Raw genomic sequence first — 13,309 nt, forward strand, 5'->3', positions numbered from 1 at the left:
TTATTTTTGTTCTAAATCGGAAAATACGTCGGGAAATATGGCTTTGTGCATTGTAATTGTTGGCTAAGCTTTTTATTATTGCCGCCTTGTTTTTCGAGATCAGAACTGGATTGAACTTTGAGTAATTTTCTAACCGAACACCTGATACATCGTGACACTGACTTTATGGTGATCCATAAACCAGCAGGTTTACTCACAGTTCCGGGAAAAACAGCAGATTTACAAGACTGTGTTATCAATCGATTATTACAAATTGAGCCGAATACTTTGCTCATTCATCGTTTGGATCGTGATACCTCAGGTATTTTGGTTTTTGCATTAACCCGTCAAGGGCAAAATCGAATTTCACGCCAGTTCCAAGAACGTCAAACTTCAAAAACATATCAGGCATTGGTTGCGGGTACGCTTGAAGGTGAAGGTACTGTCGATGTACCGGTCATATATGACCCAGAACATCCGCCACTGCATATTGCCGATCCTGCACACAATAAGCCTGCGCTTACGCATTGGAAAGCCACTGAACATTTTGAGATTCAGGGGCAAGCCGTAACACGTGTAGTTTTAACTCCTATTACCGGTCGATCACATCAGCTTCGTGTTCATATGCAATATTTAGGTCATCCTATTGTAGGTGATACTTTATATGCAACACTTGAACAACAACAGCTGATGCCGCGCTTATGTTTACATGCTGAGCGTTTGAGTTTTAACCATCCTGAAACAGAGCAAACAGTGGAATTTCACTGTCCTGTCCCATTTTAGGAAAATCATTTAAATCCCTAAGAATTCTGCTCACTATTTAGTGGGCTTTATGTCAAAATATATTGCTTTATGGTCTAGATTTTTGCTCAAATAACGTTCACAGTTTGAGCATAATATTTTCAGACCGAACTTGAGAAAAAGGTGGAAAAATTGCAGCAGTTTGCTATTGGTCAACGTTGGTTATCAGATACAGAAACGGAACTGGGTTTAGGTGTTCTTATTGATGTTGATGAGCGATCGGTCAGCATTTTATTCCCGAAAAGTGATGAAACTCGTGTCTATGCCCGTCACAATGCACCTTTATCTCGTATTGTTTTCAATGTAAATGACGAAGTCCAAGACCAAGAAGGTCAAATTTGGATTGTTGAATCGCTTGAAGACCGTGGTGGTGTGGTTCGTTATAACGCGGTACGTAAACTTGCCGATGGCACAGAAGAGCGTAAAGCACTGAATGAAACACGTATTGGTGCAAGTATTCAGTTAGCAAAACCATTAGATCGTTTGCTTGCAAGCCAAGTGGACTATAAAGAATGGTATGACCTGCGTATCGAAGCACTGCTTCTTCAAGCCAATATGAAGTCTAGCCCTCTACGTGGCTTGGTAGGTTCACGTGTGGGTCTCATTCCACACCAACTGTATATTGCGCATGAGGTTGGTAAACGTTTTGCTCCACGTGTATTACTTGCTGACGAAGTTGGTCTGGGTAAAACCATCGAAGCAGGTCTGATTATTCATCAGCAACTCAAAACAGGTCGTTCAGAACGTATCTTGGTCTTAGTACCTGATTCATTGCAATATCAATGGATGATTGAAATGCGTCGTCGTTTCAATCTTGAGTTCTCATTATTTGATCTGACACGTACAGCATCGATTAAAGAACACGATCCAGATCTCAACCCATTCTTAACAGAACAATGCATCATTGCCAGTGTCGATTTGATGATCGACCATGATGACTTGCGTGAACAAGCGCTTGAAGCTGGGTTTGATTTGCTCGTAGTCGATGAAGCCCATCATTTAATGTGGTCAGAAGAAGAAGGCGGCAATGACCGTTATGACCTTGTTGAAGAACTTGCTGAAAAAACGCCGGGTGTCTTGTTATTAACCGCAACGCCTGAACAATTAGGTGTGGAAAGTCACTTTGCACGTTTGCGTCTGCTCGATCCACAACGTTTTAGTTCGCTTGATCGTTTCTTGGATGAAGAAGAGCAGTATCACCAAACAGCTAAAATTGCTGAAGTACTCATGTCTGATCTGCCACTCGAAGAAGGGCATTTGGCAGCGATTGAAAGCCTATTAGGTCATCGTATTACTGATGAACCTGAACAACGCTTCCGTGCCATTCACGAATTATTAGACCGTCATGGTACTGGTCGTATTTTATTCCGTAATACCCGTGAAGCGATTCAAGGCTTCCCAGGTCGTGACTGTCAGCCTGCGCCATTACCTGCACCAGAAAACTGGTCTAAAGATGGCAAGCTACGTGAACAAATGTGGCCTGAAGAAGCGCAGCTTGATGGCTCGTGGATGGAAACAGACCCACGTGTGATGTGGTTGATGGAACGTCTGCGTACAGACCTGAAACACAAAAAAGTGTTATTGATTGCACGTAGTGGTCCAGTGGTTGAGTCTTTAGAAAATGTACTTCGTTTGCATGCGGGTATTCGTACAGCGATGTTCCATGAAGGCATGAGCTTATTAGAGCGTGACCAAGCAGCAGCTTATTTTGCTGAAGAGTCATACGGTGCGCAAATTTTACTATGTTCAGAAATTGGTTCTGAAGGTCGTAACTTCCAGTTTGCATCGGACTTAGTTTTGTTTGACTTGCCTGCAAACCCAGATGTACTTGAACAACGTATTGGTCGTTTAGACCGTATTGGTCAAGAAAATCGTATTCAAATTCATGTGCCTTATCTGGTTGGTACTGCTCAAGAGCGTATGTTCCGTTGGTATAACGAAGCATTAAATATTTTCTGTAATATCTCGCCGACTGCGCAAACCTTACAAGAAAACTTTATCGTCAATCTGAAAGATTGTTTGTTAGCAGATAAAGGCCAAGAGTTTGAAGATTTGCTCGAAGCGGTGAGTGTACAACGTGAAGCACTTGAAGCTGAACTTCAAGAAGGTCGTGACCGTTTACTTGAGTACAACTCTTGCCGTCCAATCGTGGCACAAGAAATTGTGACTGCACTTGAAGACTACGACGACAATACTACGTTGCCAATGTTTATGAAGCGCTTCATGGCGTCTACAAACATTGATTTTGATGAACAAAGTAACGGTACAGTGATCATCAAGCCAACAGATCAAATGCAAGTTCAGGGTCTGACTTTGGACGAAGAAGGCATGACGGCGACGTTCTATCGTGACCAAGCACAGATTCGTGAAGATGCTCAGTATTTAACACTTGAGCATCCATTCACTGAAAGTGTGATGGAAATGATTAATACGCAAGGCTTTGGTAGTACCAACGTTGCTGTATTGAAATCGGCCGCTTTACCGCAAGGTTCTGTGTTAATGGAAGTGTGGTTTAAAGTCGATGTTGTTGCACCGAAAGCATTGAATTTGCCGTCAAGTTTGCCACAACAGTTGGTTCGTGTATTACTGAGCGAAAAAGGTCAGGATTTATCGCAAAAAATTGCACCTGAAATTTTACGTCCTTATTTACATCATCTTGATGGTAACAGTTGCCGCCAAGTGGTTAAGGCGCGTCGTGATGTCATTGAACAGCGTTATACGCAAGCGCTTGAAATTGCGCGTGGTGCATTACCGGGCTTTAAACAACAAGCCAAAGAAATCTACGGTAGCAAATGGCAGTATGAAATTGACCGTTTGACTTATTTGAAGCAGTTCAACCCAAGTATTCGTGAAGATGAAATTGTACGTTTACAAAAACTGCAAAAAGAAGGTTTAACACTGCTTGATGGTTTGGCAGTTACACCAGAAGCGATTCAAATTATGGTAGTGGTTAAGCCATAAGCTAAGAATATTAAAAAAGCACCTTAGGGTGCTTTTTTTTATGGCTAAAATTATAACTGTAAAATTAATCACGACAGATTTACGCTAAATCTAAGTTTTGTATTGTTTATTTTTAATCTAAATTGTCGACATCGGCATAAAAAAAGTAACTATTCTTCAGCAATTCTACAGCTTGATCAAAATCTTCATTTTCATCCAACATATAAAATATGCCATCAAGCTTTGTATAGTCAGGATGATTTTTTGCTAACTGAATTTGGATCGTACTTCGTTCTGCTTGGCTGCGTGTTACATAATGAACACTAAGTAAATCAAAGTCGATGTCATTACATAGCGGCTGTTTTAAGGCAATGGCACCACAATAATCATGTATTTCAGGTAATAAGCGTAGAACTAAATCAGCCTCTTTGCTTTCCGCCACGATGAGCTCTGGGTCTGCAGTCTTACACAAGGCGAGTATTTCTCTTAACAGCGTTGTGTCATCCAGTATATGGTCTAACACCATGACTTTTTGCGGTTGGGTTAAATTAAAGTCATTTATTAAAATCATAAAACCTCCTGAAAATAGAATGGTTATGCTTTATTTATCTGCGCTATTTATATGAAGTTGTGCTACGTATTGAGTCTAAATATTTACTAAAAATGGTTTTGAATAATGTTTTCAATCTTTGAACGATCTAAAGTTAATCATGGTGTAGAAACACACCTTGTTCTGATTCGAAGTTCAGTTAAATACTGAAATTGTAAAATGGGGCGCTTTGCTTCATGCTCATTGCTAGACCCAATATACATGCTTTGATTAGTAAAATAATCGGCATCGCGACATAAACTGTCGTTATTGATATCGATTGAATCCTGAAAGTGAAATGATTAAATGTATTCGGACATATAGCGATAGCATCATAATCAAATGATTGTTCACGAACTGTCTTAATGTCGTGTTTTGATGCTTTAGTTAAGTAAAGTTTTGGCTTGGTTAAATTTATACGTCGATGCTAGCGAGTTGAGGGCAGTTCCGTTAAAATGCTTCAAATTTCAGCAGTTCGTTAGAAGAAAATAAAAATATGAAATCCTTAATTACCTTAGGTAGTAAAACGTCACACGGTGGTGTGGTTTCAGAATGTGAAACTTCATTTGTGATTAATGGTATTGCAGTACATTTAAATGGCATGAAACATTATTGCCCGAAATGTAATTCGACTGTGGCTGCGATCGCGGCAGATCAAAGTACAACGGTAAAGGGGCGAGGTGTTGTGGTTGCTGGAGATAAAACTACTTGTGGCGCAACATTTTTACCGAATCAATCAATGGTCGGTTCACAAAAATAATCTGCAAACTGACTTTGAGGTCATCTAGATAAACTCATTGAGTCCTGTTTAAATCGTATTGATCTCTTTATGATGTGGCATCATCAGTTGATTGGATGAGTTCTAGATGAAAAGCGCGATCCATTTTACCCATGCCAATGGTATTCCTGCTGCAAGTTATCGAAAGTTTTTATCCTACTTTACACCGCAATTTGATGTGAAGGCGATTCCGCTTATTGGTATGGATGAGCGCTATCCGATCACCAAAGATTGGCGATATTTGGTCGATCAAGTCATAGCAGATATCGAGCACCAATTTCCAAAACAACAAGTGATTGGGCTTGGACATTCTTTTGGTTCTTTAGTCACTCTTATGGCGACTTATAAACGTCCAGATTTGTTTTCACAACTGATTATTATGGATCCACCTTTCGTAATCGGTCCTAAGTCTGCCATTTTTGAAGGTATGCAAAAATTAAAGCTCAAAGCTGTCGATAAAATTACCCCAGCGGCAATTACATTGAAGCGTAATGACCATTGGCCAAATTTGGATGAAGCCTATACGGCACTACGGAATAATCGTTTATTTAAAAGTTTTGATCCGCAATGTTTTGAGGATTATTTTGCACAAGGTGTTCGCACTGATGAAAAACGCGGTGGCGTGACCCTCAGCATTCCAAAAGCCGTGGAAGCGCAAATTTTCCGTACAGTACCTGCATGGTGGTGGCGTACTCCACGAAAAGCCCCTCAAATGCCTGTACACCTTATCACCGCAGATAACAGCCATTTTTATAAACAAGGTTTGCCTGACGGAATGAAGAAAACCTATGGTATAGATTATAGTGTAGTTGAAGGTGGGCACATGTTTCCACTTGAGCAGCCGAAACAGACAGCGCTACACGTCATGCAGTACTTACAGCATTAGAAAAATAAATTTTGCTCATAAAAAAGGAGACCTGAACGTCTCCTTTTTTTGACCGTTAACTTTTAGCGAATCTGTGCTTCGTCTAAATGGCGAGCGCCTTCCAGGATCATACGAATCATAATCATGGTTTGTTCGGCAACTTCTTTGCGTTGTTCTGTCGGTAGATCAATGACTTTTGCACCCATGTTAAACACCAATTGGGTAATACCACGTGCCACGATGTCAGGATGAGCCAACTTGCTTTGATTTAAACGTTCTAGGACGATTAAATCTTCTCTTAATTCTTGTTGGAAATAGTTAAGTTGACGCTCAACTGCATTTTTATAGGAATGCGAACCAGTATAGCCTTCACGAAGTAAAAGGCTTAAGTTGCCTTCATCGGCATCTAGCTGCTGAATAAATACTTCAACTGAACTACGAATAATACTGCTTTGGCGTGATGCCTGAAGGCGTGCTTCATGCAAAATTTGACGTAACACACCGCCAGCTCGATCAATCAACTCAATGGCTAATTCATCAATATCTTTGAAGTGACGATAAAAACTATTTGGAGCAATGCCAGCTTCACGTGCAACTTCACGCAAACTCAGTGATGAAATACTTTTTTGTGGACCAATTAAATTAAGCGCTGCCTGAAACAGTTCTTCCTTGGTAATCGTTGCTTTACGACCTACAGTGCGAACTGCAAGTGGAGTTTCAGCTTCAGAATGTAATTCTTCCTGGTACATGCTAACCATATTCGTCTGTGCAGACTGAGTCATATTTTTTAATAGATTAAAAACATTAACATATTATAGCGTCTGCTAATAGCTTTTGTGAAAATGTCGATTAAATGCACAAGCGTATATACAAATATATATACATATGTATAATAATTAAAAACCTCCCATGAGTTGTATTTGATTATGCATGTACTCGAAAAAGCGAAAAAGCCTTTAAACGCACTCAAAGACAGTGTTGTAGACGTCAATGCGGTAAATTTCTGGTTGCAGAAATTTAATCCGTTATGGTCTGGTAATCAGGCTCTCGGCAAAATTGTACAAAAAGAAAATGCAGCAAATGAGATGGTAAGCCTAACTATACAGGTGAACCGTTTGTTTAAAATGGGTGAAGCTGGTCAGCATCATCCTGTTTTTGCTCGTGTAAATGGGATCCGTTACGAACGTACTTATAGTTTGACTCAGTTAGATGATCAACACGTATTGCTTAGCGTAAAAAAAGTGAATACGGGTATTGTGAGTACTTGGCTGGTAGAACAAGCACAAGTTGGTGACATCTTAGAATTTGGTCAGCCTTTTGGTGATATGACTTTGGTGTCAAATTCTACACCCTTGCTACTATTGGCTGCGGGTAGTGGTATTACGCCAATGTTGAGTTTGTTGAAAGGGATGAGCAAAACTAAGCAAATTGCGGAGCAACCAATTCAGTTAATGTATTGGGTTAAGTATCACGATGATGCTGCATTCAAATTACGCTTCGAAGCTTTGGCAAATCAATATCCAAACTTTAAATTTCAAATTTTCTTTACCCAAGAAGATGTTCCCGATCCACGATTAAATGCCTCTCACGCTGCTCAATTTGACGACATTGAGCACAGTACTGTGTTTGCATGTGGTCCATCGGGTTTCGTCACTCAGGCCGAAGCGTTATTTGATCATGCACAATGCTTTATGAGTGAAGCATTTAGCATGAGCCCAATTGAAACGGATGACATTGGCTTTGTGAATGTCACGCTTACACAATCCAATAAAACCGTCAGTATCCCAAAAGGCCAATCAATTTTAGCCAGTCTTGAACAGCAAAATATCAAACCAAATCACGGTTGCCGTATGGGCATTTGTAATAAATGTGCCTGCAACAAAGTTGAAGGTTCGACTAAAAATATGGTCAATGGTAGCCAAAATACAGAACCGGGTAATTTACTGAAAATTTGTGTGAACTCAGCACAGTCAGATCTCGTTATTGATTTATAAGGTAGAAAAAATATGAACATGCCTGTAAAAATTGAATATTTTAAAAATCCTAAAAACCGTGAGTTAACCCAATCGCAATTAGATGAACTTGCGCGTGAGCTTGACGCGATTAAGCAAGAAGTTTTAGATGACTTAGGTGAAAAGGATGCGAAATACATTCGCCGTGTGTATTCGACCATTCGATATTCATCTATGGCGGGTCGTGCATTATTGTTTGCAGGTTGGTTTCCGCCAGCATGGATTTTAGGCACAGGTCTTTTAGGTTTTGCCAAAATCATGGAAAACATGGAATTAGGCCATAATGTCATGCATGGTCAATATGACTGGATGAATGATCCTAAATTCAATGGTCAGACTTATGAATGGGATATTGTGGGTACTGCAGATAACTGGCGCCAAACTCACAATTTTAAACATCATACCTATACCAACATTAAAGGTATGGATGATGATATTGGTTATGGTCTCGTTCGTTTATTCCCAGAACAGCGTTGGAAGCCGGGCTATCTATTACAACCGATTTATAGCATTCCATTTTGCTTATTGTTCCAATGGGGTGTTGCCATTCAAAACCTTGAATTGGGTAAATACTTTAAAGGTCGCAAAACAAAACAGCAGACCAAAGAAGAATGGAAGCCAATGCAAGCCAAAATCGGCAAGCAATTATTTAAAGACTATGTGTTTTTCCCGCTTATTGCAGGGCCTGCAGCATTACCTGTGCTCACAGGGAACCTCGTTGCGAATGGTCTTCGTAATATTTGGACGTTTAGCATTATTTTCTGTGGTCACTTCACCAAAGATGTTGAAGTTTTCCCGAAAAAAGTACTTGAAAATGAAAGCCGTGGACATTGGTACATGCGTCAAATCCGTGGTTCTTCAAACCTTACTGGTTCAGAAGCATTTCACATTTTGACAGGGCATTTAAGCCATCAGATCGAACACCATTTATACCCTGACGTTCCTGCACGTCGTTATCGTAAAATGGCGCCAAAAGTGCAGGCGGTCTGTGAAAAATATGGTCTGAACTATAACAACGCAAGTTTAGTGAAACAGTACGGCAGTGTACTAAAACGTATTGTGAAATATGCGTTTCCATTTAAAAAGTAATAAACGCTACACTAAATTTACGGGAAAAAAAGCCATGCAATTGCATGGCTTTTTTATATTAACTTTGGGGAAAATATTTATTTCAATTTTTGATATGTAATTTGAGGATCTTAATCAAATTCATATAATTTCCTTTTTTAGCCATACGAATGACCAATTCAATTTCTTCTTTCGTCCACATCTGGCGAGTGGCTGAGAAGGCAAATTGAGCAAGGAGTACAAATGGATTTTCGCCAAATTTAATATGGAGGCCTTTTACATATTTCGGTGGATTGAATTGATTCATATTCTTTTCCCGCTTTTAATATTTGACCGCATTATTTCTAATTAATGAGAAAAATAGCACACTATAAAGTCAAAATAAAAGCAGAATTTTCAAAATTTAATCATATATTAGAGCGACTTAAATTTAAGTTTGTGATTGTTAACTTTGATTAATAAACCAAACTAAATCACTCGACTTTAGTCGAGTTCAGGTAGGCGTTTATCCTTTCCATTCATGAAATGGTGGGTGGCCAATTCAAACATAGCGAGGTCTTCATCGCTATTTCCATAGGCATAAACATGCTCATAGTCTTGAAGGTTAAATTGCTCCAAAACGCGAATTTTCTTTTGCTCGCCACTACAGTCTAAGGTTTGATACAAACCAGTCAGTATTTGGTCATTGGCTGCTGTTTCGGTACAAATCAGTTTGACCCCAAGCTTTTTGGCCACAGGTTTAAGATATAAATCGACGGATGCAGAAACCAATACGACTTCATGACCGCGTTTTTGGTGTTGCTGTAATTGTTCATACAGTGAAGGATTGAGTTCTGCCATCAAATGTTCAGCATATTGCGCTGCTTGATTTAAAACCTGCTCATGATTGGCTTGGCTAAACATTGCGGCATATAGGCGAGGACGCATTGCATGTGCAGGATATAGCTTGAGATAATAGCCTTGAATCCAAGGGAGAATTTTAATCCCTTGGCGCACGATATGCCTTTTAGGCAGGGAATAGAAGATGAACCCTGTAAAACTGTCTTTGTTACACAGGGTTCCGTCAAAATCAAATAAGGCTAGAGTTTTAGGTTTTTGATGCGGCGCATGCATGTTTGATAACGTCCATCGACTCGTGTGGCAAACCAATTGGTATTGTAATCACGGCTTAATTTCGGCCCAGAAATTACGACTTCAGGCATCATGGCATAAAACGGTTCTTTACCAGTCTTTTCTTGGTACAACTTTTTGACCGCTTTATACGTCAAAGTATCTTCGAAGTCCTGATCTTTTTCTTTTTTAAGATCTGAACGAATTTGACGTGGAGTCGCAATCACATTGTTTTCTGCAAAAACGGCAATCAGCGCGGTTTCCGATTGGCTTTTAGCTGAACGTGGAGAACCATCTTTATTATAAAGTAAGAGGTCACCATCTAAACCGAGCTCAGCAGGGGTTAAGTCATTCAACATGCTTTGGAATGCCGCATTACGACTCGAATAACGACCCGAGTTATAATCTGCAAAACGATAAATCGGTTTGTCATATTCAGCCGGATACATCATTAAACGGTGGATGCCATAATACAAACCGCCATATTGGCTATACATGTCTGTGCGTAGTGCGGCAATATTTCCACCTTGGCGTTTGTGGTCTTTGGCATAGCCTATATGGACTTGCATCGAACCCAAAGTAGTAATTGGGTTGAGCTTTTCACCAATATCTTGTCCAACCAGTTTCGCCGCGCCTGTTAACGCACTCACGTGATAATGTTTAGACATATAGTCAAAAATTTCACGATATAGCTCGTCTAGCTCACGTTCAGTTTGAACACGGCGCATTTGGCTGAGATAGTTATCTTCTGGACTTGGCTGATTTTTTAACACATCTTGGAAATAGCCAGCGACTGTACCACCGATGCCATCACCCAATTTATCTTTAAACTTTTCTTCAAGACGATCTTGAACTTCTTTGACGGCTTTTTCACCGAGTCCCGGCACATGTGGGTCAGCAACAAAATTGGACTCTTGATCGACCACAGCAACAATCGTACAGACATTTTCTTTCGTGGTCGGAATACCGAGCTGATCACTAATGTCGTAGATATCATTGGCCCATGACAGACGTTCATTCACGCGAGGTGGAATGGCTTTTTTAATCTGTTCCGCTTCCATAGTGGGTTCATCTTTGCTCCACCATGAACCATTACCACAAGCAGCCAAGCCAATGGATAAAGCCAGTACAGAAAGGGATTTAAAGCATAATGTGGTCGAAAAAGTTTTGTTCATATTTTCCAATAAACTCAGCCATATGGGGGCGACAAAGCAGGAGCAGTATACTATGCAAATTACATAAATTATGAATAAATATGTATATGCCTCATAGGGGACTGTCAATCTATTTATGGAGATCTACGCGTGTAAAAACAAGCAGTTCTGTCAGGATGATTGGAAAAAGAATGCTTTTTGAGCTAAATAGATGAATATTCCAATATCATTTTCAACAGATTATAAAAAATGAAGGTATATACTAGCTGAAATCCATAATTTTTTTAAGGGGATTGTTATGCCTGCTAAATTTTTCAGTCGTTTCTTAGGTTTGATTGCGTTAGTTATGGTATTAGGGGTAATCGTTATTAACTTTGTTGTGGCTAAACCAATGGTGGAATATTGGATCTTACTCTTACTACCTTGTTTTGCAGTTCCAATTTTAACTTCAGTGATGATCACAAAGGATGAAAATCTTTAACGTCATTGCACAGTGAATCAATATTTCAATCTATATAAATGAAGAATAAACAGTCTTTGCGTAAAGCTCACCTAGGGTGGGCTTTTTTGTGAATTAGGCAAAAGTCTTTTATACTATGCAAATGAGAAAGTTAAAACGTCAGCACAAATTAACGGTATCAACCGTGATTTGGTCAACGGAACAAGATGCCGTGTTGATCGAACATGCAGATTTAGCTATGTCTGAATTAATCCAGCGCTTGGGATTTAGTGAAGAAGACATTTTACAAAGAAAAGAAATATTAGGTTTAAACCGGCGGGCACGTCAAATTCAACGTTTATATTTTAAATAATTGAAGTCAAAATCATTGAAAACGGCGGAACACTTAAAATGCCTGTGAATTTAAAAACCACACAAACTGTGGGTTTTTAAATGTTTACTCAATTATTTTGCAACAGCTTCAGAAGCAGAGGCTACTTCAGTCGCGTCCTGAGCAACTTCAGTTGTTTGAACTTCAGATGGAGCAGCTTCAACTTTTTGTTCTTCAGCAGCAAATGTAGTTGCAGCCGCCGTAGAGATAAGTACAGCAAAAAGTGCTTTATTTAAAGTTTTCATGATTCAATCTTCAGTCTATTTTTGGAAAAAACAACTTAATGTATTAATCATGAGAAAAGTGTAATTAAAATAGATTGTTCTGTGTCCAAATTGTGAATTCCAACGAAAAATTTATCACAATAAATCAATGGCTTGAAATCCATCACAAAATAATATGTGTCATTCAAATATCGTTTAATATTTTAAAGACTTTAAAAAAAGAAAAACCCGAATAAATCGGGAAGTATATTTTACGTTGTTATTACACCGAAACTTACACATTTTTCGCTTAATTACAATTTATCGCTGAAATATGACGCCATGATGAAAGGGAGATTATTCGGCAGGACATTCAATTTTGAGTTTTACTTTGTAGTAGTCCTGTGCAATCTTCAAATCATTTAACATTTTATCTTGAGTATAATCTTGGGCTGCGAGTTTGAGCATGGCAGGCATATAGTTGGTTTTATATTCATGAGGGTAGTCATGACATAAGACTTGGGTTTTTTCCTTGATCGATGTACTTTGAGCATCTAAAACATCAAGGTATTGACTGATTTGCGCATCTGACTGCTCAAATTGTTGAGTCGCTTGTTCCGTTGTTAAATCAGCGTTTTGACTTTCAGCTGCAGCTACCTCGTCATTCGGTTGTTGGCAGGCAGTCAATATGGTAGCGAAAAATATAAAAGAGAGAATTTTCAATTTTTTCATAAAGTTCAACTCACTGATGTGAATTTATAGATTTAAGTTTTCAATGATTTTAGCAGTATCCCGCTATAGTAACACCTGTACAGGCAGATCTGCTGAAAGTCTGATGTTGAATCGATAGTGTGTTAGCTAGAAGGTATATGCATAACTTTCAACGACTCTTAAGCAAAAGCGTAGAAATTTTTGTTTGGAATTACTAAACTATCGCATTGCAAATTTGCCGTCCAATTCCGAAGCTTCAAATTCCTCAA

General features: G+C 39.2%; 15 protein-coding genes. 8 read left to right on the forward strand and 7 right to left on the reverse strand.

Translation table 11 applies throughout. The annotated features are described in order from the left end of the window. Window positions 1-117 precede the first annotated feature (117 nt). Together FTU13_RS10135 and rapA are read left to right on the forward strand one after the other, a co-directional pair. Window positions 118-762, forward strand: coding sequence for an RluA family pseudouridine synthase (locus tag FTU13_RS10135; RefSeq protein WP_180127883.1), 645 nt, complete (start codon window positions 118-120; stop codon window positions 760-762). A gap of 141 nt (window positions 763-903) precedes the next feature. Continuing rightward, window positions 904-3,741: an RNA polymerase-associated protein RapA gene (gene rapA, locus FTU13_RS10140; RefSeq protein ID WP_180127885.1), complete on the forward strand. Its 2,838-nt coding sequence runs from the start codon at window positions 904-906 to the stop codon at window positions 3,739-3,741. A gap of 112 nt (window positions 3,742-3,853) precedes the next feature. Here the strand turns inward: rapA and FTU13_RS10145 are convergent, their stop codons facing one another. Further along, entirely contained in the window at window positions 3,854-4,291 is a 438-nt protein-coding gene (locus FTU13_RS10145; protein WP_180102654.1) for a hypothetical protein, read from the reverse strand. Between the two features lie 514 nt (window positions 4,292-4,805). Here FTU13_RS10145 and FTU13_RS10150 point away from each other — a divergent pair. Together FTU13_RS10150 and FTU13_RS10155 are read left to right on the forward strand one after the other, a co-directional pair. Next, a complete protein-coding gene (locus FTU13_RS10150; protein ID WP_111883851.1) occupies window positions 4,806-5,069 on the forward strand; it encodes a PAAR domain-containing protein in 264 nt (87 codons plus the stop codon). A gap of 106 nt (window positions 5,070-5,175) precedes the next feature. After that, window positions 5,176-5,973 carry an alpha/beta fold hydrolase gene (locus tag FTU13_RS10155; RefSeq protein WP_180102653.1) on the forward strand — a complete coding sequence of 266 codons (798 nt, stop codon included), beginning with the start codon at window positions 5,176-5,178 and terminating at the stop codon, window positions 5,971-5,973. A gap of 62 nt (window positions 5,974-6,035) precedes the next feature. Here FTU13_RS10155 and fabR read toward each other — a convergent pair whose 3' ends face one another. Beyond that, the gene (gene fabR / locus FTU13_RS10160) at window positions 6,036-6,734 is read right to left on the reverse strand and encodes an HTH-type transcriptional repressor FabR (RefSeq protein ID WP_180127887.1); all 699 of its coding nucleotides are present in this window, start codon (window positions 6,732-6,734) and stop codon (window positions 6,036-6,038) included. A gap of 144 nt (window positions 6,735-6,878) precedes the next feature. Between fabR and FTU13_RS10165 the strand changes: the two genes are divergently transcribed. Both FTU13_RS10165 and FTU13_RS10170 read left to right on the forward strand, forming a co-directional pair. Then, entirely contained in the window at window positions 6,879-7,946 is a 1,068-nt protein-coding gene (locus tag FTU13_RS10165) for a ferredoxin reductase (RefSeq protein ID WP_180111071.1), read from the forward strand. 12 nt (window positions 7,947-7,958) lie between these two features. Beyond that, entirely contained in the window at window positions 7,959-9,053 is a 1,095-nt protein-coding gene (locus tag FTU13_RS10170; protein ID WP_078193588.1) for an acyl-CoA desaturase, read from the forward strand. A gap of 82 nt (window positions 9,054-9,135) precedes the next feature. Here the strand turns inward: FTU13_RS10170 and FTU13_RS10175 are convergent, their stop codons facing one another. The 3 genes from FTU13_RS10175 to FTU13_RS10185 all read right to left on the reverse strand — a co-directional run bounded on the left by FTU13_RS10175 (window position 9,136) and on the right by FTU13_RS10185 (window position 11,317). Further along, window positions 9,136-9,339 carry a hypothetical protein gene (locus FTU13_RS10175; RefSeq protein ID WP_180003812.1) on the reverse strand — a complete coding sequence of 68 codons (204 nt, stop codon included), beginning with the start codon at window positions 9,337-9,339 and terminating at the stop codon, window positions 9,136-9,138. Window positions 9,340-9,515: 176 nt separating this feature from the next. Then, entirely contained in the window at window positions 9,516-10,145 is a 630-nt protein-coding gene (locus tag FTU13_RS10180) for an HAD-IB family hydrolase (protein ID WP_180064243.1), read from the reverse strand. Beyond that, window positions 10,112-11,317 (reverse strand): DUF1615 domain-containing protein, encoded by a 1,206-nt coding sequence (locus tag FTU13_RS10185; protein WP_180003816.1) that lies wholly within the window; start codon window positions 11,315-11,317, stop codon window positions 10,112-10,114. The genes FTU13_RS10180 and FTU13_RS10185 overlap by 34 nt, the downstream gene beginning before the upstream one ends. 277 nt (window positions 11,318-11,594) lie before the next feature. On the opposite strand from FTU13_RS10185, the gene FTU13_RS10190 reads away from it, so the two are divergent. Together FTU13_RS10190 and FTU13_RS10195 are read left to right on the forward strand one after the other, a co-directional pair. Continuing rightward, the gene (locus FTU13_RS10190; protein WP_180106573.1) at window positions 11,595-11,777 is read left to right on the forward strand and encodes a hypothetical protein; all 183 of its coding nucleotides are present in this window, start codon (window positions 11,595-11,597) and stop codon (window positions 11,775-11,777) included. 115 nt (window positions 11,778-11,892) lie between these two features. Then, window positions 11,893-12,108 (forward strand): acyl-CoA thioesterase, encoded by a 216-nt coding sequence (locus tag FTU13_RS10195; protein ID WP_306422792.1) that lies wholly within the window; start codon window positions 11,893-11,895, stop codon window positions 12,106-12,108. 92 nt (window positions 12,109-12,200) lie between these two features. Here FTU13_RS10195 and FTU13_RS10200 read toward each other — a convergent pair whose 3' ends face one another. Next, the gene (locus tag FTU13_RS10200) at window positions 12,201-12,371 is read right to left on the reverse strand and encodes a hypothetical protein (protein ID WP_180127889.1); all 171 of its coding nucleotides are present in this window, start codon (window positions 12,369-12,371) and stop codon (window positions 12,201-12,203) included. Between the two features lie 315 nt (window positions 12,372-12,686). Further along, a complete protein-coding gene (locus tag FTU13_RS10205; protein WP_180161109.1) occupies window positions 12,687-13,016 on the reverse strand; it encodes a hypothetical protein in 330 nt (109 codons plus the stop codon). Between the last annotated feature and the right edge of the window lie 293 nt (window positions 13,017-13,309).

It is taken from the genome of Acinetobacter sp. YH12064 (assembly GCF_013419735.1).
GTDB classification, from domain to species: domain Bacteria; phylum Pseudomonadota; class Gammaproteobacteria; order Pseudomonadales; family Moraxellaceae; genus Acinetobacter; species Acinetobacter amyesii.

Coding starts and splice junctions, on each gene's coding strand:
- FTU13_RS10145 (WP_180102654.1), bottom strand. CDS start 4,291: ATGATTTTAATAAATGACTTTAATTTAACCCAACCGCAAAAAGTCATG.
- FTU13_RS10150 (WP_111883851.1), top strand. CDS start 4,806: ATGAAATCCTTAATTACCTTAGGTAGTAAAACGTCACACGGTGGTGTG.
- FTU13_RS10155 (WP_180102653.1), top strand. CDS start 5,176: ATGAAAAGCGCGATCCATTTTACCCATGCCAATGGTATTCCTGCTGCA.
- fabR (WP_180127887.1), bottom strand. CDS start 6,734: ATGACTCAGTCTGCACAGACGAATATGGTTAGCATGTACCAGGAAGAA.
- FTU13_RS10165 (WP_180111071.1), top strand. CDS start 6,879: ATGCATGTACTCGAAAAAGCGAAAAAGCCTTTAAACGCACTCAAAGAC.
- FTU13_RS10170 (WP_078193588.1), top strand. CDS start 7,959: ATGAACATGCCTGTAAAAATTGAATATTTTAAAAATCCTAAAAACCGT.
- FTU13_RS10175 (WP_180003812.1), bottom strand. CDS start 9,339: ATGAATCAATTCAATCCACCGAAATATGTAAAAGGCCTCCATATTAAA.
- FTU13_RS10180 (WP_180064243.1), bottom strand. CDS start 10,145: ATGCATGCGCCGCATCAAAAACCTAAAACTCTAGCCTTATTTGATTTT.
- FTU13_RS10185 (WP_180003816.1), bottom strand. CDS start 11,317: ATGAACAAAACTTTTTCGACCACATTATGCTTTAAATCCCTTTCTGTA.
- FTU13_RS10190 (WP_180106573.1), top strand. CDS start 11,595: ATGCCTGCTAAATTTTTCAGTCGTTTCTTAGGTTTGATTGCGTTAGTT.
- FTU13_RS10195 (WP_306422792.1), top strand. CDS start 11,893: ATGCAAATGAGAAAGTTAAAACGTCAGCACAAATTAACGGTATCAACC.
- FTU13_RS10200 (WP_180127889.1), bottom strand. CDS start 12,371: ATGAAAACTTTAAATAAAGCACTTTTTGCTGTACTTATCTCTACGGCG.